This window comes from Streptomonospora halophila, assembly GCF_039542725.1.
In the GTDB taxonomy this organism is placed as follows: Bacteria; Actinomycetota; Actinomycetes; order Streptosporangiales; family Streptosporangiaceae; genus Streptomonospora; species Streptomonospora halophila.
Map to the genome: position 1 here is coordinate 74,749 of NZ_BAABIK010000009.1, position 18,458 is coordinate 93,206.

The window sequence follows — 18,458 nt, forward strand, 5'->3', positions numbered from 1 at the left end:
ACCGCTGATTCAGTTCAAATACTGGTGAGTAGGGCAAATCGGGCGGAAGAATATGCCCGCGGATTCACGGCAGGGGCCGCGAGTGCACCATCATTAGCGGAATGGTCGAGGTTGGACTGGCATTCGTCTGCGCCCTTGTGGCTTGGAGCGCCAGCGCGGCGCTGATCGCCCGCGGCGCCCGAAGGCCGCGGCTCTTCGCTGCGGCCTGGGGCGCCTCAGCGGTCGTGCTCGGAATCGCGCTGAGCGCGGCCTTCCCCGGTGCGCTGCTCGGCTTCAACGAAGCCACGTTCCGCATCCTGCAGATCGGCATCGGGCACCTGGGTCCGCTGCTGATCGGCTGGGGGGCCGTGGAGTACGCGGTGGGATCGGCGCGGGCGCGCTTCGGCACCCGCCTGGTGGTGACCACCCTGGGCGTCGTGCCGCTGGTGGTGCTCACCATGGACCGGCTTCGCGGCCGGTTCGACAACGACTACCCGGTCATGCGCGAGCACTACGACACCATCCCGGCGCTGGCGCTGGCCCTGGTGCACGTGTTCGCCGCGGTGGCGCTGGTGGCCTGCGCGATCGTGGTGGCCCGGAGGCTCCGCGACCAGCCCCGGCTCTCCCGGCACGAGCTGTCGGTGCTCGCACTGATGGGGCTCGCGGTGCTGCTGGAGGTCGTCGTCAGCCGCTTCGGCCTCGGTATCCTCGGGCAGCTGCTGATGCTCGGTGCTCTTGCGGCCCTGTGGGTGGGCTTCCTGCGGGCCGTCGATCCCCCGCGAGAGCGTCCCAACCGCAGGGCCCGCGGCCGCTCCCGATCGGGCCGCGGCCGCGGCGACGAACGCGGCGACGACGCCGCCGACGATGAGGAGGACGGTGTGTGGGGTAGGCGCCGGCGGCGCGACCGCGACGAGTACGACGACGACTACGACGGCTATGACGGCTACGACGGCTATGACGACGAGCCCTATGACGACCGGGACGCCCGCGGCGCCCCGGCGGGCCGGCAAGCCCCGGCTTCGTCGCGGCAGCAGCGCATCCTCGGCGTCATCACCATCTACACGCTGGCCGACGGCCGCGCCGACGCGTTCGACGAGGCCGCGGACGAGGTCGTCGACCAGGTCGCCCGCAATGAGCCGGACACCCTCCTCTTCGCCTGCCACACGGTGCCCAGCGCGCCGCTGCAGCGGATCGTCTACGCGATCTACCGCGACGAGCTCGCGATGGAGGAGCACGAGCAGCAGCCGCACGTGCTGGAGTTCGGCAGGCGGAGCACGGCGGCGGTGGTCGCCACCAACGTGATCGAGCTCTCGCTCGCGGGCGCCTCCGCGACCGACAACCTAGCCAGCATGCTCATGCCGCGCTAACCTCGTCGTCGTTCGGCCGGTGCCGCCCCTCGGCCCTGCCGACAGGACCGGGCCGGGCGCCTGGGTGCTTCGTCAGAATTCGCTGGGATATCCCCCTCGGGCCCGGAGCGGCGATACGCGTGAAGTACCCTTCGATCAAGTACCGAGCTTTGGGCGCCCTCCGACGCCGCCGTGGCGTGCCCGCCGGCCGGATGTCGGAGCCGGGCGGGGCGCCGGACCCAACAGGAGCGTGCTGGTAGCCCGATGCGAAAGTTCCTCGTCTTTGTGATCTTCGTGCTGATCGTGGTGGCCGTCGCCGACCGCGGCCTGCACTACGCGGCGGAGAGCGAGATCGCCTCGCGTGTCGAGCAGCAGTACGAGATGGCCTCCGAACCCGAGGTCACCATCGGCGGCTTCCCCTTCCTCACGCAGGCCGTCAGCGGCGAGTACGACGAGATCAGGATCGTCACCGGGGCGATCGTCGTCGACAGCGTCCAGCTGGAGCGCGTCAACGTCACGGCGCGCGACGTCACGGCCCCGCTGTCGGATCTGATGACCCAGCCCAGCGTGGTGGCGGGCACCGCCGAGGCGAAGGTGACGCTGCCCTACAGCGAGCTGCAGAAGCGCCTGCCCGAGGGCATCGTGATCGAGAACGAGAACGGAAAGCCGCGCATGTCGGGCGACCTCGCGCTGGGCCAGTACAGCACGCCGGTCTCGGCGGACCTGCAGGTCTCGGTCGAGGACGACTCCATCATGGTCACCCCCTCCGACATCGAGGTCGGCCAGACCGGGCTGGGCGGCATGGACCTCGTCGAGCAGATGCTGTCGCTCCAGGTGCCCGTCCCCGAGATGCCGTTCGGACTCGAGGTGCAGAGCATCGAGGCCCTGCCCAACGGCGTCGAGGTCATGGCGGAGGCGCGCGACGTGGAGCTCGTCGGCACCTCGCCCGCCGCCGGGTAGCCTCGTGGACGCGGGCGCACCGGGCGCCGAGACCCTGGCCGGAGCCGCCGCCCTGGCGGCGGTCCTCGTGCTGGGCACCGCCTTCGGCCTGCTGCGGCGCCGGTTCGACGGGCGCTTCCGCGCCTTCGGCGGCGCCCGCCGGGCGCGCCTCCGGCAGGCGGCGGCGCAGTCGGCATCCGGGGAGGTATCCGGCATGGACGCACGGGCGGCGAGCGGACACCCCGCAGCCGGAGGCGGAGCGGCGCAGGAGCTGACCGAGGTCGACCTGGGCGCCGGGCTCGGCGAGCGCGCGACCCTGGTGCAGTTCTCCACCGCCTTCTGCCAGCCCTGCCGCGCGACCCGGCGCGTGCTCGCCGAGGTCAGCTCCATGGTCGAGGGTGTGGCCCACGTCGAGGTCGACGCCGAGTCGCACCTGGACCTGGTCCGCCGGCTGGACATCATGCGCACGCCGACCGTGCTCGTACTCGACGCCGGAGGCCGCATCACCCAGCGGGCGGCCGGGCAGCCCCGCAAGCCCGACGTGATCGCGGCCCTGGGCGAGGCGATCCCCTAGCCCTGCGCCGCTCCCTCCGAGGGGCCGCGGGCCGGCCGCGACGGCCGGCCGCCGGCGGTGGCGCGGATGCCCAGGCCGGACGGGGGTCTGTGAGTCGACCCACCCGTGACATCCGTGTGCGCACCACGTACCATCAGGGGCGTGAGTTCTCCGACAGAGCCGTTTCTGACCAAGCGGCGCGCCGTGGACTTCTGCCACGTCGCCACCGCACTCTGTCGTGCTGTCCGCTAGAGCCGATCGCCCCCGGGCCTGATTCGGCCCGCCGCGCACGTCCGGCCGCCGGCCGCCCTCGACTCCGCAAGCAGCAGCACTCACCCGGGTGGTAAGTCCACGATGCAGGTCGACCCGCGAGGTCAGCGCTTCGCCGCCGCCATCACCACCGCAGTACTGGCGATCGTGCTGGTCACCGGCAGTGTGTGGCTGCTCGCGGCCCAGGCGCTGGTATTCGCCGCCGCCGTCGCCGCCGGTGTGCGGCGCTCGCCCTACGGCCTGCTCTACGCCTGGCTGATCCGCCCCCGGCTGGGCCCGCCGCCGGAGACCGAGGACTCGGCTCCGCCGCGCTTCGCCCAGGCGGTCGGACTGGTGTTCGCGCTGGTCGGACTGGTCGGCTACCTCGCCGTCGGCGCCTGGCTGGGCATCGCCGCGACCGCGCTCGCCCTTCTGGCCGCTTTCCTCAACGCCGCCTTCGGCCTGTGCCTGGGCTGCGAGATGTTCCTGCTGATGCGCCGGCTGACCCCGGCGGGCCGTACCCCGTGAGGCGTCCGGCACCGCACGACCGCCCCCGCGGCGAAACGAACGACCAACCGACGATTGAAGGAGGTTCCCCATGAGCCGCTCCGACGTCCTCGTGGACGCCGACTGGGTGGAGGCCCGCCTCGACGAGCCGAGCGTCGTCCTCGTTGAGGTGGACGAGGACACGTCGGCCTACGACAAGGGCCACATCCGCAACGCCGTCAAGATCGACTGGAAGACCGAGCTCCAGGACCCCGTCCGCCGCGACTTCGTGGACCGCACCGGCTTCGAGAAGCTCCTCTCCGAGAAGGGCATCTCCAACGACGACACCGTGGTGCTCTACGGCGGCAACAACAACTGGTTCGCGGCCTACGCCTACTGGTACTTCCGCCTCTACGGCCACCAGAACACCAAGCTGCTCGACGGCGGCCGCAAGAAGTGGGAACTGGACTCCCGCGAGCTGGTCGAGGAGGTCCCGCAGCGTTCCAAGACGGCCTACACCGCCAAGGAGCAGGACACCTCGATCCGCGCGTTCCGCGAAGAGGTCGTCGACGCCATCGGCAGCAAGGACCTGGTCGACGTGCGCTCGCCCGACGAGTTCGCCGGCAAGCTGCTGGCGCCGGCGCACCTGCCGCAGGAGAGCGCGCAGCGGCCGGGCCACATCCCGACCGCGCGCAACATCCCCTGGGCCAAGACCGCCAACGACGACGGCACCTTCAAGAGCGACGAGGAACTGCGCAAGCTCTACACCGAGGCCGGCGTCGACCTGAACAAGGACATCATCGCCTACTGCCGGATCGGCGAGCGCTCCTCGCACACCTGGTTCGCGCTGCACGAGCTGCTCGGACTGGACAACGTGAAGAACTACGACGGCTCCTGGACCGAGTACGGCTCGCTGGTGGGCGTGCCCGTGGAGCTGGGCGAGGCCAAGTAGCCGAGTAGCGGCCGCCACGGCCCGCCGGCCGGTCCGCGCGGCGGGCGCAGGGCACCGGCCCGGGCGCCGAACGAGCACCGGACCGGCAACGACCTAGGAGGAGACGCAGTGAGCGACAACGGATGCGGAGCGCCGGTCGGGGGAGTGGCCCTGGCCGACGCCGACGCGGGCGACCAGGCGGTCATCCAGGGCGTGGTGCGCCGTGACGGCGTGCCGCTCAGCGGCGCCTACGCGCGCCTGCTGAACAGCTCCGACGACTTCGTCGGCGAGGTGGCCACCGGCGAGGAGGGCACGTTCCGCTTCTTCGCCGCCGACGGCGCGTGGAAGGTGCGCGTGCTGGCCTCGAAGGGCTTCACCGGCGAGTACGAGGTCGACGCGGAGACCGGGAAGGTGGTCGACCTCCAGGTCGACGCCTGAGCACGGCCGCGGCCGGACGACGCGCGGACGCCGATGCGGGCGGGGTGCATCCCCGCCGGCACCGGCGTCCGCTGCTTTCGCGCACCGTCGGCTCGCCCGAAGAGGCGGCGAGAGTCGGCGAGAGGCGGCCCGCCGGCCGGTAACGGGTGGTGGCGTCCGCGCGTCCGCCTCGTGTCCGCCGGATCGTCGGCTCCGCGGCCGGTCGCGGCGGCGGCCGCCCGACCGGCCGCGCCCGCGCGCCGGAGGAGCAGCCTCCGCGCGCTCCGGCGCGGCCCGCCGGCCGCGATTCGCGGCCGGGTCGTGAAAACCCGGAGACCTCCTGCCAACATCTGCGGTAGTCTCCGCACGATCTCCGCATATCCTGCGATGCCGACCCGGCCGCCCCGATGCCGGGCAGGAGGTGCTTCGAGGTGGCCGATCCCGCATCGGGACCCCATCCGACTCCGACCTACCTCGGTTGGCGCTACGAGGTGCCGGCGCCCGCCCCCGGCCCGCCGCCGCAGCGCCCCTCACCCGGCGACCGCGTCGCCCTCAGCGCGGAGTGGGTGTCGGCCCAGCGCCGTGCCGAGGCACGCACCCACCGCCCGCTGTACGCGGCCCTGGCCGTCCTGGGAGCCGTCGCCCTGCTGTGCCTGCCGCTGTGGCCGCTGCGCGTGCTGCCGGGCCTGTTCGTCCTCGTCGCCTGCCTGGCGTGCGCGGCCGTGGCGCTTCCCATCGCCGTCGCCCTGCTGCAGGGCCGCCGCGTCACGAGCGAGCGGCTGCGCGCCGAGAAGAGCCGCCTGGAGGCCGAGCGCGCCGTACGCGAACGCGACCTGCGCGAGCGCCAGGAGGAGCACGCCCGCGCCTACGCCGAGTGGCAGAGCCGCAAGCGCGTCTACGAGTCCCAGCCCCGCTGGTACGGGGTCCGCCCGCCGGACGGCACGCACACCGTCGTCGTGGCCGGGGGCGACCACACCGGCTGGTCGGCGCTGCTCACCACCGTCGGTGCCTCACTGCTGCGCGTCGGGGGCGACCTCACCGTCGTCGACCTCTCGGGGCGCGGCACCGCCGCCGAGCTGTGCTCGCTGGTCAAGCGCTCCGCCGTCATCCCGCGGGTGTGGGTGCTCCCGGCCGACCTGCAGCGGATGAACCTGGGCACCAACCTGGGGGCCGGGCAGCGGGCCCGCATCCTCGCCTCGCTGGCCTGCGCCGCCGACGCGAAGGCCGACATCGACGCCGACGAGACGCTGCTGCTGCGGCTGTTCGAGGTACTGGGCCCGCAGATCAGCGTCGCCGAGCTCATCGGCGGGCTGCGGGCGCTGAGCACCCCCTCCGACGACCCCGGGGCCGACTCCGACCCCGTCCTCGGGCCGATCCCCGCGGACCGGCGCACCGAGCTGCGCGACCGCTGCGGCGACGACCGGGCGGTGCGCGAGCGCGCCTGGGGGCTGGAACAGCACCTGGCACCGTTCGAGGGCGTCGGCCGCCGCGCGGAGGAGGAGCCCTACGCCCAGGTGAAGGTCATCGCCACCGACCGCACGCTGGGCGATGTCTCCGCGCGCGCCTACGGCACCTACACGGTGGCCGCACTGAGCGAGCTGCTGGAGCTGCGCGCCACCCGCGCCCCGGCCGACCAGGTGCCCGCCCGCCCCTGGCAGCACACGGTGGTGGTCGCCGGCGCGGAGTCGCTGCCGGCCCACGACCTGGAGCGGCTGGGCGAGACCGCGTCCGGAGCCGGTGCGGGGCTGGTGCTGCTGTTCCGCGAGGTCGCCGAGGACGCGGAGCACTGGCTGTCCGGCGGCGGCCGCTTCCCGGTCGCGATGCGCCAGCCCAGCGCCGCCGCTGCCGCGCGGGTGCTGCCCGCGCTGCTGGAGTCCGGCGGCACGCCGCCGGCCGGTGCCGGAACGGGGCCGGAGCAGCGGGCTCCGGCACTGCGGGTCCACCGGTTGACCGAGGTCATCGGCGAGGCGCTGCTGGGCTCGGTGGCCGACGGCTACGTCGGCGACACCGCGGAGGACGTCACCGCTCCGGTCTCCATGCGCAACGCGGCCGCGTCGCTGGCGCCGCTGGACCTCGCCCGCCATGTCCGCGCGGCCACCACGTGGGGGCGCACCACGGCCCAGGCCGCCGGGATCGGCGGCGAGGCGCCGGACGAGCGGGGCGGCGCGGCCGACGCGGTCGGCGAGCACCGCGCCGACGTGCACGGGCTGCGCACCCTGCCGCCGACGGCCGTGGTGCTGCCCGGACCCGGCGGCCCCGTGCTCGCCGACGCAAACCCGGGCATCCTCACCCTGCCCGACGCCACTCTCAACACTGTCGCCGAAGCCCCCAAGGCCCCGCCGGCCGCGGCCGAGGCCGTCCCCGACGACGGCGGCACCCCGGCCGAGGACGACCCCCCGCCCAACCTGGGGCCGCCGCCCGAGCGGCTGGACTGGCGCGCGGTCTGAGGGCCGGGTGCGCGCAGGCGCGGCGGTAGCCTCCGCGGACCGCCCGCCGGGACCGCCCGCCGGGACCGCCCGCCGGAGCCGCTCCGCCCTCGCGCCACGCCCCGCCCGGCTCGGGCCGTGCCCGGCGCGGGGCCGGCGCTCCGGTAGCCTGGCCGCCTCGCGCCCGGTCCGGCCGCGGACTCCGGCGTATCCGTGCGGTGGGGCAAGGGCAATAGTCTGGGACGCACCGCCTGGCGCCCAGGCGCATCGCACTCACTCTCTCTTTTCCGAACGTTGTGGGGATCATGAGCGAACTTCCCTTGCGTGCCCAACTGGCCTCGGTCCTGGGCAAGGGCGCGGCCTCGCTGTCCCGGGCCACCGGGCGCGGCGACGGCTCCGTCATCGGCGGCAAGATCGCGCTCAAGGTGGAGCCGGACCTGCTCGCCCAGCTCTCGCGCGGCCGCCGCCTCGCGCTGGTCAGCGCGACCAACGGCAAGACCACGACGACGCGGCTGATCGCGTCGGCGCTGCGGGAGCTCGGCCCCGTCGCGACCAACGAGCACGGCGCGAACATGCCCACCGGGCACATCACCGCGCTGGCGAACAGTCCCGACGCGCGCGAGGCCGTGCTGGAGGTCGACGAGAAGTACCTGCCGCAGGTGCTGAAGGCCGCCAACCCGGCGGTGGTCGTGCTGATGAACCTCAGCCGCGACCAGATGGACCGCGCCTCGGAGATCAACCTGCTGGCCAAGAAGTGGCGCGAGGCGCTGGGCCGCAGCCAGGCCCACGTCGTCGCCAACGCCGACGACCCGCTCGTCGCCTGGGCCGGCCTCGGGGCCGACTACGCCACCTGGGTCTCGGCCGGCCAGCGCTGGAAAGAGGACTCCTGGTGCTGCCCCGAGTGCGGCGGCCACCTCAAGCGCGACCCCGACCCGCACTGGGAGTGCCCGGAGTGCGGCATGCGCCGCCCCGAAGCCACCTGGTCCGTCGACAACGACGCCGACACCGTGGTCGACCCGGCCGGGCAGACCTGGCCGCTGCGGCTGAGCCTGCCGGGCGACGCCAACCGCGCCAACGCGGCGATCGCGATGGCCACCGCCGCGGCCTACGGGCTGCAGCCCGCCCAGTCCCTGCCGCGCCTGCAGGAGATCCGCTCGGTCGCCGGGCGCTACACGTCCGTGGTGACCGACGGCGTCGAGGTCCGCCTGCTGCTGGCCAAGAACCCCGCCGGCTGGCTGGAGTCCTTCGCGGTCCTGGACCCGCCGCGGGTGCCGGTGATCCTCTCGGTCAACGCGCAGATTCCCGACGGCAAGGACACCTCCTGGCTGTGGGACGTCGACTACTCGGTGCTGCGCGGCCGCCGGGTGTTCGTGATGGGCGAGCGGCGCACCGACCTGGCGCTGCGCCTGGAGACCGACGAGGTCCCCTTCGAGGTCGCCGACCGGGTCAGCGACGTCGTGGCCAAGGTCAAGGCCGAGTCCCCCGACATCACCAAGATCGACGTCATCGCCAACTACACCGCCTTCCAGCAGATCCGCGCCGACTACGGCCGCGTCCAGTAGGAGCGAGAAGGGCATCTGATGAGCGACACCAGCAGCGTCCTGCGCATCGTATGGATCTACCCCGACCTGCTCAGCACCTACGGCGACCAGGGCAACGCCCTGATCCTGCGCCGGCGCGCCGAACAGCGCGGCATCCGGACCGAGATCGTCCACGTGCACTCCAGCGACCCCGTCCCGGCCGAAGGCGACGTCTACCTGCTCGGCGGAGGCGAGGACCGCCCCCAGATCCTCGCGGCGAACCGGCTGCGCGCCGACGGCGGGCTCAAGCGCGCCGCCGAGCGCGGCGCGGCGGTGCTGGCGGTCTGCGCGGGCTACCAGATCATCGGCGAGACCTACGGGGACGACGACGACAACCCGCTGCCCGGCGTGGGCATTCTGGACATCCGCAGCGGGCGCGGCGAGTCTCGCGCGGTCGGCGAGATCGTCGCCGACGTCGCCCCCGAGCTGGGCGGCGGCCGCATCACCGGCTTCGAGAACCACCAGGGCCGCACCCGGCTGGGGCGCGGCGCCACCCCGCTGTCGCGCACCCTGACCGGCATCGGAAACGACGGCCAGACCGAGGGCGCCTACCAGGGCCAGGTGCTGGGCACCTACCTGCACGGTCCCGCCCTGCCGCGCAACCCGCAGTTGGCTGACCTCCTGCTGCGCCTGCGCGTGGGCGAACTGGCCCCGCTTCCGCCCTCCTGGGGCGAGACCCTGCACGAGGAGCGCCTGGCGGCGGCGCTGTAGCACGCGGGCGTCCCCGGCCCTCCGCCTCCGCTCCGCGGACGCGGAGGGCCGGGCGGGTCGGGGCCTCGGGCGTGTTCGGTGGGCCGCTGTGCTGCTGCGCGGCGCCCCGGCACCCCTCCCGCTGCGATCGCGTCCGTCGACCGGGGGCCCGCCCCGACTCACTTCTCGGCCGTGCGGGAGCGCCACCGGTTCCTGTCGCGGCGCTCCGCGCCGGAGAAGCGGCGCTCAGCGCCTGGGGCGCGGGGCCCCGCGTGCGCCGCTCGCTGCGGACGCGGGCCCGCCAAGCACGCCTTAGCCCAGCAGCAGAGCGAAGGCCAGCAGCACCAGCGCGACCGGCAGCACCGTGTAGCCCACGACCTCCTTGCTGCGGTCCTCGCGGATCAGCTCCTGCTCGTTGTGGGTGGAGACGATCATCGGGTCGTCCTCGCCGCCTACCAGCACGACGCCGCCGTCCTTGCGGTGCGGGGACGCGCGTACGAAGACCCGTTCGCCGGGGCGGACCACCCACTCGCGGAACGTGCAGCCGGGCGTCAGGGCGGCGGGTCCGGCCACCTTGGTGCCGGCGGTGCACACGCCCCGCTCCTCGGTGTCGAGGTGCGGCGGCGACAGCGCGTCGGTGGGCGGTACGGCGCCCTCGTCGAAGCGGTCGTGCACCAGGTCGGCGTGCTCCACCTCGATCCAGTGCGGGCGGCACAGCGCCGAGCCGGTCACGTCGTTGAGCGTGAACGGCTGGTGCGAGTGCAGGTCGAAGACCGGGGTCAGCTCCAGCCGGTCGCCGGTCTCGTCGGCGTAGTGGTGGTGGACCACCTCGACCCGGAACCAGACGCACTCGGTCTGCGAGTACGGCGAGACGAGCAGCCCTTCCGGACCGGCCGCGGCCTCGGCCAGCACCTCGGCCCGCTCCGGGAGCGGGTCGATCTCCGCCAGCCGGCCCAGCGGGTAGTTGGGCGTGGTCTCCAGCCTGCGGCGGTGCGCACGGGCCCGCATGGCGCGCCACCACAGGTAGCCGCCGACGCCGACCAGGATCAGCGCGACCAGTTGGAGGGTTACTGCCAAGTCGTCCATTGGGTGTCCGATACGCGTCGGTGGTGAAGGAGAGGCCGGATCACCGACGGCCGAGGGCGCCGCGCACCGGATGGGCGCCGTCGGCGCTCGGTCGGCCGCCCGTCGGCACCATGCCCGCCCCCGGGTGGGCCCGCGCGGCGGTGCGCCGCGGGGCTTCCGCTGGGAATCCGCAGCAGCAGACTAATGGATCGGGGCCGCGCCCCGCCCACGGGACGCATGCGGGGGCTCGCCAGCGGCGGCGGGGCGGTCGGCCCCGTGCCACCGGCGGAGCGCCGGTGCCGGGCGTTCAGGCCGGGCGGCGGCGCAGCCCGATGTCGGCGTTGGCGCCGGTGTCGGGCGGCACGACTACCTCCTGGGCCGCGGCGATGCCGTCGACGGTGAACTGGGCGTCGACCGGGACGGTCCGCTTGACCAGACCGAGCGCGATGGGGCCCAGCTCGTGGTGGCGCGCCGAGGAGCCGACCGCGCCCACCGACCGGCCGTCCAGCTCGACGGCGGAGCCCCGCTCGGGCAGGCGCTCGGCGGTGCCGTCCAGGTGCAGCAGCACCAGGCGCCGCGGCGGCCGGCCGAGGTTGTGCACGCGCGCGACGGTCTCCTGGCCGGGGTAGCAGCCCTTCTCCAGGTGGACCGCAGGGCCGACCCAGCCCATCTCGTGCGGGATGGCGCGGTGGTCGGTGTCGAGTCCCAGCCGCGGGCGGTGGTCGGCGATCCGCGCGGCCTCGTGCGCCTGCATGCCGGCCGCGCGCACCCCCGCGTCGGCGAGCGCGGCCGCGGCCCGCTCCAGGGACTCAGCGGGCAGGAAGAGGTCGGCGCCGGAGCCGGTGCGCCGGACGGGGACCTCCTCGCCGAGATCGGGCACCAGGGAGAGCGCGGCCTCGCGGTCCGGGCCGCCCAGGGTCAGCACGGCCCGCTGGTCGCTGAGGTCCTCGACCTCCACCCGGAGCATGAACCGCATCGAGTCGAGGAACGCGGCGAGGTCGGCGCCGGCGCCCGGTTCGGTGTGCATCCACACGGACGCGCCGTCTTCGAGTACGGACAGGTGGAAGCGGATGTGGCCCTTGGTGTCGAGCACCAGCGCCTCGGTGGCCGTTCCGGGGGCGGCGCCGGTGAGGTGCTGGCTGGTGAGGTCGTTCAGCCAGCTCAGCCGGTCGGGACCGCTCACCCGGACGACGTCGCGGTTCCCGCGGTCGACCCAGGCGGCGCTGCGGTCCAGCGCCCGGCCTTCCTGGACCGGCTCGCCGTAGTGGGCGGCGACATCGGAGTCGGGCGAGGCGGCGGCGACGGCACCGGGACGCGTCAGCAGCGGCGAAGTCATACCTCCGATGGTATGCGCCCGCACCGCCGCCCCGCAGAGCGGCGCCGGAGCGAAAGGGCCGATCGGCGAGCGGGATCGGGGTACCGCAGGGGGAGGCGGAGGGCCGTGCGGGCTCCGGCGGAGACCGCCCGGGAACCGGGCACGGGACCCATACGGCGCAGAAAAAACCGTTTGCCCCCTTCTTCCCGTGCGCCGTAGTGTCGAAGGCACGCAGGAAAGGAGGTGGTCCGAACAGTGAAGACGTTTGGGACTTGCGAGGTGTCCGCCCGCTAGGGCGTGACAAGGATCGAATCGCCCTAGCGAATCCACGGTGGACACCCAGATCCCCGGGTCGCCGGACCTTGTCCAGTCGGCGCGGCCCCGCCCTCGCGGCGGAGGCCACCCCGGGGATCCGCCCTGTCCGGACACCGGTGGGCACCCGCGGGCACCCGCGGCCCGCAGCGTCGGAGGCCGCGGCGGCGGATCGCCGAGCGCGCGGTGCGCACCGCACCCGAACGAGCGCCCTTCCCGCCCGGCCCGCGTCGCCCGTGCGGCGAACCAGCCCCCCGGTGCGCGCAGCCGACCGGAGCGGGCTCAAGCGGTGGTTGCGGCGCGGTTGCACGACCCCGGCTTCGGTGGCGGCGGGCCCGTTTGCCGCCTCCTGGGGGTTGGCGCGGATGTCGCAGTCCACACCGGGACCACAAGGCCCTCTTCTTGCTCAACCGCTGCTGCAGGCGTGTCGGCTGCCACCGACGTGCCGGGACTTCACGCCTGCTATGTAGGGCCTTCCTGCCAAGTGAGCAGCGGTGGCCGGCGGTGGCGGATGGGGATCGCCGTCTCCGGGGATTCCGCTGCCGGACAACCCGGCCCCTTCTCCGGCAGGGGCCGACCCGGGTTGCGCTGGTCCGGTGGTCAGGGTGGAGCCCGGAGCCCCCGAGCGCAGCGATGGACGAACGACCGCGACCGCCGGGGGAAGCCGCGACCATCGGGCTGGCGAAGAGGAGCCGCGGCAGCGGGGGCGGTAGGGGACCGCTGGGAGGCCCGGGCGCGGCCCGCGTGTCGTAAACGAGCGTGCTCAGACTGATGTGCGCGGGTCGGCTACCGCAGGACGGAGTGTTCGGCGGGAACCGTAGGAACTACCGCCCTGGTTCCGCCTGGTCGGCAATCCGCGGCGACGTGCGGGCGGCGCTCCGGCCTTCACCCGAATCCCCCCGGCACACCGCCTAGCTCACCTGCTTGAGCTGCGCGGACATGAACGAGCGCAGGTCGTGCCCGCGCGCCGCCATGTCCCACGCGTAGCCCAGGGTTTCGCGCTGCTCGCCGAAGAGGCCGTAGAGCCGCTTGCCCGCGGTCACCCGCTCGCCGGTCTCCGTGCTCAGCACCGCGTCGGTGGTCAGCTCCACCCTGCTGGCGAAGACCGTGCCGAGGTACATCTCGGTGTAGCCCTCCGGGTGGGTGATGAGCGCCTCGACGTGGATCGAGGGCGTGTCCGGGGCGGGCTCCTCGGCGGGGCCGGGGCGGCAGCGCCAGTACCCGGTCTCCGAGGTCCACAGCTCGTCCAGCGAGCCGTCGGCGGTGAGCCGCCACACATGGCTGCGGTAGCCGAGGAAGGGCCCGCCGTCGTGGCTGAACTCGACCTCCTGGCCGAACTGGAACTCGTCCATGTCGGCGTAGCCCGTGACGCCCACGCCCTCCCAGCGGCCGATCAGGAAGGACAGCTTCTCAAGATCCCGGTGCACCTCTGACTGCATGGTCTCCGAGCGTAGCCGCTCGCGGCGGCCGCGACGCACCTGTGCGGCCCGCCGGGTGACACCGCGTGTTCGCCGCGGATGGCCCGTAATCCAGCTGTTATTCACGGCGCGGCCTCTCCGGTCGGGTATCACGGAGTTCACTTCGCTCGCACGAGAGTGGAGAGTGCGGCTACGCCCGTCGCTGCGGCGATCGGGCGTGTCCGCTCCTACCGCCGAACCTGGTAGAGAAGATGCCAGCGCCGCGGCGCCGCACGAGGCGGCAGCCACGCGGCCGATCCCACCGACTTAGCGAAGAGAGGCGGCCTGGAATGCTGGTCATCGGGGTGGCCCTCCTTCTCGGCGCGGCGGTCCTCGCGCCGCTGGCCGTCCGCGCGCTGCGCCGCTGGCTCGCACGGCGCGCCGACGACGACGTCCGCCCGCGCGCGCTGGCCGCCAGGGCCGGCGGCGAAGTGAGCGTCACGGGTGTGGCGGTGCCCGGCCCCGCGGGCGCCGTCGAGTCCCGGCTGGCCCGCAAGGACTGCGTCTGGCACGGCCACGAGGTGCTGCGCCACTACTGGTCGCTGACCGAGGACTCCGCCACCGGTGAGCGGGTGCGGGTGCGCGCATGCGACTCCATCGCCGACTACGGCGCCGCCGACGTCTTCGGCATCGCCGGGAGCGCCGGCGCCGGCCGCGGCCGGCAGCCGGTGCTGGTCGACCCCGAGGACGCGGCGCTCTCCGGCGCCGACCTGTGCCTGAAGCGGGTGGTGGGCCGCCCTCAGCGCGGTGTGCCGGCGCCCGCCGACGATCTGCTGCCGCGTGTGAAAGGCCGCATCTCCGGCCTGTTCCGCGGCGAGACCATCGAGTTCGAGTACCGCGAGTGGATCCTGCGCTCGGGCGACCCCATCACCGTGCACGGCTACGTGGAGCTGCGTGACGGCCGCCCGTGCATCACCGCGCCGCCCGACGGGCGGCTGCGCATCGAGCACGGCGGCGGCCCCGCCGGAGATGGCCCCGAGCGGCCCGCCGGCGCCGATGCGCTGCTGCTCGGCGGCGGCACCGTGGTCTCGGCCTGCGCGGGTCTGCTGCTGATGCTCGCCTGGGCCGCCTGAGGCGGGGAACGCGGCACCGGAGCCCGGGCGGCAGGGCCGTTCGCGGCCGCTACGCTGGCCGCATGAACCGCACATTGGTGATCAAGGCCACCTCCGGGGAGGATGCACCCGAACGCTGCAACCAGGCGTTCACCGTCGCCGCGGCCGCCGCGGCCAGCGGCGTCGAGGTCTCGCTCTGGCTCACCGGCGAGGCCGCCTGGTACGCGGTTCCCGGCCGCGCCGAGTCCTTCTCGCTGCCGCACGCCGCGCCGCTGTCGGACCTGCTCCAGGGCGTGCTGGCCGCGGGCCGGGTCACGGTCTGCACCCAGTGCGCGGCCCGGCGCGACCTCGCCGAGGGCGACCTGATCGAGGGCGTCCGCATCGCCGGCGCCCCCGCCTTCGTCGAGGAGGCCCTCCGGGAGGGCGCGCAGGCGCTGGTCTACTAGCGGTCCGCTCCCCGCCGGCACCGGCACCGGCACCGGCACCGGCACCGGCCCGGCCCGGCGCCGCGCCCCGGCACCGCTCCCGCCGCGTTCTCGCCAGTCGGCGGGGGACCCGCCCCGACTCCTTCCCCGGCCGTGCGGGAGCGGCACCGGCTCCCTAGCGCAGCGCCCCGCGCCGGAAGAACGGCGCTTCGCGCCTGGGGCGGGGGCGCACCCGCGTGCGCCGCCCGCTGCGGACGGACCCGGCAACCACGCTTAAGGCGCCTCCCGCCGGCACCGTGCCGCGCCCCGGCACGCACGCGGCCCCCTCCGCGGCGCGGTGCGCGAAGGGGGCCGGTGTCCGGCGCCGAACGGCGGAGCTACTTCTTGCCCTGGTTCTTCACGGCCTCGATGGCCTCCTTGGCGGCCTCGGGGTCGAGGTACTCGCCGCCCTGCTTGCGCGGCGTGAAGTCGTCGTTGAGCTCGTAGACCAGCGGGATGCCGGTGGGGATGTTCAGCCCGGCGATCGTCTCGGCGTCGATGCCGTCCAGGTGCTTGACCAGCGCGCGCAGCGAGTTGCCGTGTGCGGCGACGAGCACGGTGCGGTCGTCGGCCAGGTCGGGGACGATCGTGTCGTACCAGTAGGGCAGCATCCGGTCCACGACGTCGGCGAGGCACTCGGTGCGCGGCATCAGCTCGGACGGAAGCCGGCCGTAGCGGCGGTCGCCGACCTGCGAGTACTCGTCGTCGTCCGCGATCGGCGGCGGCGGGGTGTCGTAGGAGCGGCGCCAGATCGCGAACTGCTCCTCGCCGTACTTCTCCCGGGTCTGGGCCTTGTTCTTGCCCTGCAGCGCGCCGTAGTGGCGCTCGTTGAGCCGCCAGGAGCGCCGCACCGGAAGCCAGGTGAGATCGGCCTCGTCGAGCGCGAGGTTGGCCGTGCGGACGGCGCGCTTGAGGACCGAGGTGTGCACGATGCCGGGGCGCAGGTCGGCGTCGCGCAGCAGCGCGCCGCCCCTGCGCGCCTCCTGTTCGCCGGTGGCCGAGAGGTCGACGTCCACCCAACCGGTGAACAGCCCTTCGGCGTTCCAGACGCTTTCGCCGTGTCGCAGTAGAACCAGAGTCGCCATGGCAGCCAGCCTAGCGACTCCGCCTCTGCGGACGCGCCCTCGGGAGGGCAGTGGTCCAGACCAATCGGCGGGGGATGCGGGTCAGCCCGCGGGGCTGCCGTCCTCCTCCACCAGGTGGCGGAAGGCCTGGAGGTTGCGCATGCTGTAGCCGCGCCGGTAGCGCCACTCCCACTCCTTGCGGATGGAGGAGGCGAAGCCGCGCTCCAGCGCGGCGTTGAAGTTCTCGTCGGAGTAGGTCAGCACGCACCCCAGCAGCCGGTCCACCTCCTCCGGGGTGACCCCGGCGAGCGGCAGCCGGCCCACGATGTAGACGTCGCCGGCCTCGTCGGCGGAGAACGCCATCCCGTACATGCCGTCGTTCTTCTGCAGCAGCCAGCGGTAGAACCCGCCCTGGTTCTCGTCCGGGTGGCGGCAGAAGAACGTCTTCACCAGCAGGCTGTGCTCGCCCACGCTCAGCCACACCACCGTCTTGAGCTTGCGCTGCCCGGGCAGGGCGACGACGAACGACTGCGCGTCCGGGCGCTCGGCGTCGAGCCCGGACTCCTGAAGCGCGGTCTCCACGGCGGCGACGGCGTCGGCTCTGGCTCGGCTTGACATGTCGGGGTGATCTTCCCTCCCTGGTGCCGCTCGGTCGTGATGCGCGTGCCGCGTGCCCCGCGCTCCGGCCGCGGCGGCCGGGACTCCGGCGGTCGCGGCGGGCCCGGCGCCCCGCGGCGCTACTGGCCCGAGGCCACCGGCAGCCGCTCCTCGACCAGGGTCCCACGGTAGACGTCCAGCAGCCCGTCCACCGTCGCCTCCCAGCCGAGTCCGGCGGCGTGGGTCACAGCGGCCGCGCCCAGCGCGTCGCGCCGGGCGGGCTCGCGGATCAGCCGCTCCAGTACGCGCGCGTACTCGGCCGGGTCGTGGCCGTCGACGAGCACGCCGGAGACGTCGTCGCGCACCGCCGTGGGCAGCCCGCCCACGCGCGCCGCGACGACGGGGGTGCCGCAGGCTTCGGACTCCACGGCGACGAGGCCGAAGGACTCGGAGTAGGACGGCACCACCGTGGCGGTGGCCGCACGGTAGAAGGACACCAGCTCGGCCCGCGAGCGCGGCGGCTCCCAGCGCACGATGTCGGCGATGCCCAGCGACCGTGCCAGCTCCGCCAGGCGGCGCGGCTGGGCGTAGTCGGACCCCGACAGCCCGCCGACGACGGCCACCACCAGCCGCCCGCGCAGCGACGGGTCGCGTTCCAGCAGCGCGGCGGCCGAGCGCAGCAGCACGTCGGGCGCCTTGAGCCGCTGCACCCGGCCCACGAACAGCAGCATCTCGGTGTCCTCGGCGAGCCCGATCTCGCGCAGGGCGTCCCGCCGGGAGCCGGGGCTGAACACGTCCAGGTCGACGCCGGGCGGCACGGTGCTCACCCGGAAGGGGTCGGCTCCGTAGTGCTCGACGAGCTGGCCGGCCTCGACGGCGGTGTTGGCGACCAGGTGGTCGGCGTTGCGCACCAGGTGCTCCTCGCCGCGTACCCGGTACTCCGGCTCTGCGGCGTCGCCCTTGGCCAGGGCGAGGTTCTTCACCTTGGCCAGGGTGTGCATCGACTGCACCAGCGGCACGCCCCAGCGCTGCGCGGCGGCCAGGCCCGCGCGGCCCGAGAGCCAGTAATGGCCGTGCACGAGTCCGTAGTGGTCCGGCTCGTTGTCGGCCTCGGCCTGCAGCACGCCGAAGATGAAGGGGCACAGGTAGTGCGCCAGGGCCGACTTGTCCAGCGCGCCGTAGGGGCCGGCCGGGATGTGCCGGACCGTGACGCCGGGCAGCATCTCCACGACCGGGGGCTGGTCGGGGCGGGTGGCCCGGGTGAAGACGTCGGTGGCGACGCCGCGGGCGGCCAGGCGCTTGGCGACCTCGACGGTGTAGACGTTCAGGCCGCCGGCGTCGCCGCTGCCGGGCTGCTCCAAGGGTGAGGTGTGCAGGCTGATCGACGCGATTCTGCGTGGCAGCGGGCCGCCGCCGACCCGCCCGCGGTCCAGGGGACCGGGAGCCGGGAAGCGCTGTGCGGGTCCTTTCTCAAGCGCGTCAGGGCTGTCCGCCACCACTGCTTCGTCCCTTCCGGTGCTGTCCGTTGGTCTGCCC

Annotated in this window: 17 protein-coding genes; 11 read left to right on the plus strand and 6 right to left on the minus strand. The window is 74.1% G+C overall.

Translation table 11 applies throughout. From position 1 onward, the window contains the following. Window positions 1-101 precede the first annotated feature (101 nt). The 9 genes from ABEA15_RS09905 (at window position 102) to ABEA15_RS09945 (ending at window position 9,617) form a co-directional block, all read left to right on the plus strand. Window positions 102-1,346: a putative quinol monooxygenase gene (locus ABEA15_RS09905; protein WP_345556389.1), complete on the plus strand. Its 1,245-nt coding sequence runs from the start codon at window positions 102-104 to the stop codon at window positions 1,344-1,346. A gap of 243 nt (window positions 1,347-1,589) precedes the next feature. Then, window positions 1,590-2,285, plus strand: coding sequence for an LmeA family phospholipid-binding protein (locus tag ABEA15_RS09910; protein ID WP_345556390.1), 696 nt, complete (start codon window positions 1,590-1,592; stop codon window positions 2,283-2,285). Window positions 2,286-2,478: 193 nt separating this feature from the next. Beyond that, window positions 2,479-2,838 carry a TlpA family protein disulfide reductase gene (locus ABEA15_RS09915; protein ID WP_425579376.1) on the plus strand — a complete coding sequence of 120 codons (360 nt, stop codon included), beginning with the start codon at window positions 2,479-2,481 and terminating at the stop codon, window positions 2,836-2,838. Between the two features lie 333 nt (window positions 2,839-3,171). Continuing rightward, entirely contained in the window at window positions 3,172-3,594 is a 423-nt protein-coding gene (locus ABEA15_RS09920; RefSeq protein WP_345556391.1) for a DUF4395 domain-containing protein, read from the plus strand. 70 nt (window positions 3,595-3,664) lie between these two features. Further along, window positions 3,665-4,504 carry a sulfurtransferase gene (locus tag ABEA15_RS09925; protein WP_344142559.1) on the plus strand — a complete coding sequence of 280 codons (840 nt, stop codon included), beginning with the start codon at window positions 3,665-3,667 and terminating at the stop codon, window positions 4,502-4,504. 108 nt (window positions 4,505-4,612) lie between these two features. Continuing rightward, window positions 4,613-4,921 (plus strand): DUF1416 domain-containing protein, encoded by a 309-nt coding sequence (locus ABEA15_RS09930; protein WP_344142561.1) that lies wholly within the window; start codon window positions 4,613-4,615, stop codon window positions 4,919-4,921. 410 nt (window positions 4,922-5,331) lie between these two features. Then, window positions 5,332-7,347: a hypothetical protein gene (locus ABEA15_RS09935; RefSeq protein ID WP_345556392.1), complete on the plus strand. Its 2,016-nt coding sequence runs from the start codon at window positions 5,332-5,334 to the stop codon at window positions 7,345-7,347. A gap of 284 nt (window positions 7,348-7,631) precedes the next feature. Further along, window positions 7,632-8,888, plus strand: a complete 1,257-nt coding sequence (locus ABEA15_RS09940) for a MurT ligase domain-containing protein (protein WP_344142563.1) — start codon at window positions 7,632-7,634, stop codon at window positions 8,886-8,888. A gap of 18 nt (window positions 8,889-8,906) precedes the next feature. Continuing rightward, a complete protein-coding gene (locus ABEA15_RS09945; RefSeq protein ID WP_344142565.1) occupies window positions 8,907-9,617 on the plus strand; it encodes a type 1 glutamine amidotransferase in 711 nt (236 codons plus the stop codon). Window positions 9,618-9,908: 291 nt separating this feature from the next. Here ABEA15_RS09945 and ABEA15_RS09950 read toward each other — a convergent pair whose 3' ends face one another. The 3 genes from ABEA15_RS09950 to ABEA15_RS09960 form a co-directional block, all read right to left on the minus strand. Further along, window positions 9,909-10,682, minus strand: a complete 774-nt coding sequence (locus ABEA15_RS09950) for a GIDE domain-containing protein (RefSeq protein ID WP_345556393.1) — start codon at window positions 10,680-10,682, stop codon at window positions 9,909-9,911. Between the two features lie 286 nt (window positions 10,683-10,968). Further along, the gene (ygfZ, locus tag ABEA15_RS09955) at window positions 10,969-11,997 is read right to left on the minus strand and encodes a CAF17-like 4Fe-4S cluster assembly/insertion protein YgfZ (protein WP_344142568.1); all 1,029 of its coding nucleotides are present in this window, start codon (window positions 11,995-11,997) and stop codon (window positions 10,969-10,971) included. 1,202 nt (window positions 11,998-13,199) lie between these two features. After that, window positions 13,200-13,727, minus strand: a complete 528-nt coding sequence (locus ABEA15_RS09960; protein ID WP_345556394.1) for a nitrobindin family protein — start codon at window positions 13,725-13,727, stop codon at window positions 13,200-13,202. Between the two features lie 308 nt (window positions 13,728-14,035). Between ABEA15_RS09960 and ABEA15_RS09965 the strand changes: the two genes are divergently transcribed. Together ABEA15_RS09965 and ABEA15_RS09970 are read left to right on the plus strand one after the other, a co-directional pair. After that, window positions 14,036-14,818, plus strand: a complete 783-nt coding sequence (locus ABEA15_RS09965; protein ID WP_345556395.1) for a hypothetical protein — start codon at window positions 14,036-14,038, stop codon at window positions 14,816-14,818. A gap of 62 nt (window positions 14,819-14,880) precedes the next feature. Further along, the gene (locus ABEA15_RS09970; RefSeq protein WP_344142571.1) at window positions 14,881-15,243 is read left to right on the plus strand and encodes a DsrE family protein; all 363 of its coding nucleotides are present in this window, start codon (window positions 14,881-14,883) and stop codon (window positions 15,241-15,243) included. Window positions 15,244-15,599: 356 nt separating this feature from the next. On the opposite strand, the gene ABEA15_RS09975 is transcribed toward ABEA15_RS09970, so the two are convergent. The 3 genes from ABEA15_RS09975 to mshA all read right to left on the minus strand — a co-directional run bounded on the left by ABEA15_RS09975 (window position 15,600) and on the right by mshA (window position 18,355). Next, window positions 15,600-16,346: a phosphoglyceromutase gene (locus ABEA15_RS09975; RefSeq protein WP_345556396.1), complete on the minus strand. Its 747-nt coding sequence runs from the start codon at window positions 16,344-16,346 to the stop codon at window positions 15,600-15,602. Between the two features lie 81 nt (window positions 16,347-16,427). Next, window positions 16,428-16,943, minus strand: coding sequence for a YbjN domain-containing protein (locus tag ABEA15_RS09980; protein ID WP_345556397.1), 516 nt, complete (start codon window positions 16,941-16,943; stop codon window positions 16,428-16,430). 119 nt (window positions 16,944-17,062) lie between these two features. Continuing rightward, complete coding sequence (gene mshA / locus ABEA15_RS09985) at window positions 17,063-18,355, minus strand: D-inositol-3-phosphate glycosyltransferase (RefSeq protein ID WP_345556461.1); 1,293 nt, start codon at window positions 18,353-18,355, stop codon at window positions 17,063-17,065. Window positions 18,356-18,458 lie beyond the last annotated feature (103 nt).

What these genes read in the sequence shown, in the direction of transcription:
- ABEA15_RS09905 (WP_345556389.1), top strand. Translation starts at nt 102, where the DNA reads ATGGTCGAGGTTGGACTGGCATTCGTCTGCGCCCTTGTGGCTTGGAGC.
- ABEA15_RS09910 (WP_345556390.1), top strand. Translation starts at nt 1,590, where the DNA reads ATGCGAAAGTTCCTCGTCTTTGTGATCTTCGTGCTGATCGTGGTGGCC.
- ABEA15_RS09915 (WP_425579376.1), top strand. Translation starts at nt 2,479, where the DNA reads ATGGACGCACGGGCGGCGAGCGGACACCCCGCAGCCGGAGGCGGAGCG.
- ABEA15_RS09920 (WP_345556391.1), top strand. Translation starts at nt 3,172, where the DNA reads ATGCAGGTCGACCCGCGAGGTCAGCGCTTCGCCGCCGCCATCACCACC.
- ABEA15_RS09925 (WP_344142559.1), top strand. Translation starts at nt 3,665, where the DNA reads ATGAGCCGCTCCGACGTCCTCGTGGACGCCGACTGGGTGGAGGCCCGC.
- ABEA15_RS09940 (WP_344142563.1), top strand. Translation starts at nt 7,632, where the DNA reads ATGAGCGAACTTCCCTTGCGTGCCCAACTGGCCTCGGTCCTGGGCAAG.
- ABEA15_RS09945 (WP_344142565.1), top strand. Translation starts at nt 8,907, where the DNA reads ATGAGCGACACCAGCAGCGTCCTGCGCATCGTATGGATCTACCCCGAC.
- ABEA15_RS09950 (WP_345556393.1), bottom strand. Translation starts at nt 10,682, where the DNA reads ATGGACGACTTGGCAGTAACCCTCCAACTGGTCGCGCTGATCCTGGTC.
- ygfZ (WP_344142568.1), bottom strand. Translation starts at nt 11,997, where the DNA reads ATGACTTCGCCGCTGCTGACGCGTCCCGGTGCCGTCGCCGCCGCCTCG.
- ABEA15_RS09960 (WP_345556394.1), bottom strand. Translation starts at nt 13,727, where the DNA reads ATGCAGTCAGAGGTGCACCGGGATCTTGAGAAGCTGTCCTTCCTGATC.
- ABEA15_RS09965 (WP_345556395.1), top strand. Translation starts at nt 14,036, where the DNA reads ATGCTGGTCATCGGGGTGGCCCTCCTTCTCGGCGCGGCGGTCCTCGCG.
- ABEA15_RS09970 (WP_344142571.1), top strand. Translation starts at nt 14,881, where the DNA reads ATGAACCGCACATTGGTGATCAAGGCCACCTCCGGGGAGGATGCACCC.
- ABEA15_RS09975 (WP_345556396.1), bottom strand. Translation starts at nt 16,346, where the DNA reads ATGGCGACTCTGGTTCTACTGCGACACGGCGAAAGCGTCTGGAACGCC.
- ABEA15_RS09980 (WP_345556397.1), bottom strand. Translation starts at nt 16,943, where the DNA reads ATGTCAAGCCGAGCCAGAGCCGACGCCGTCGCCGCCGTGGAGACCGCG.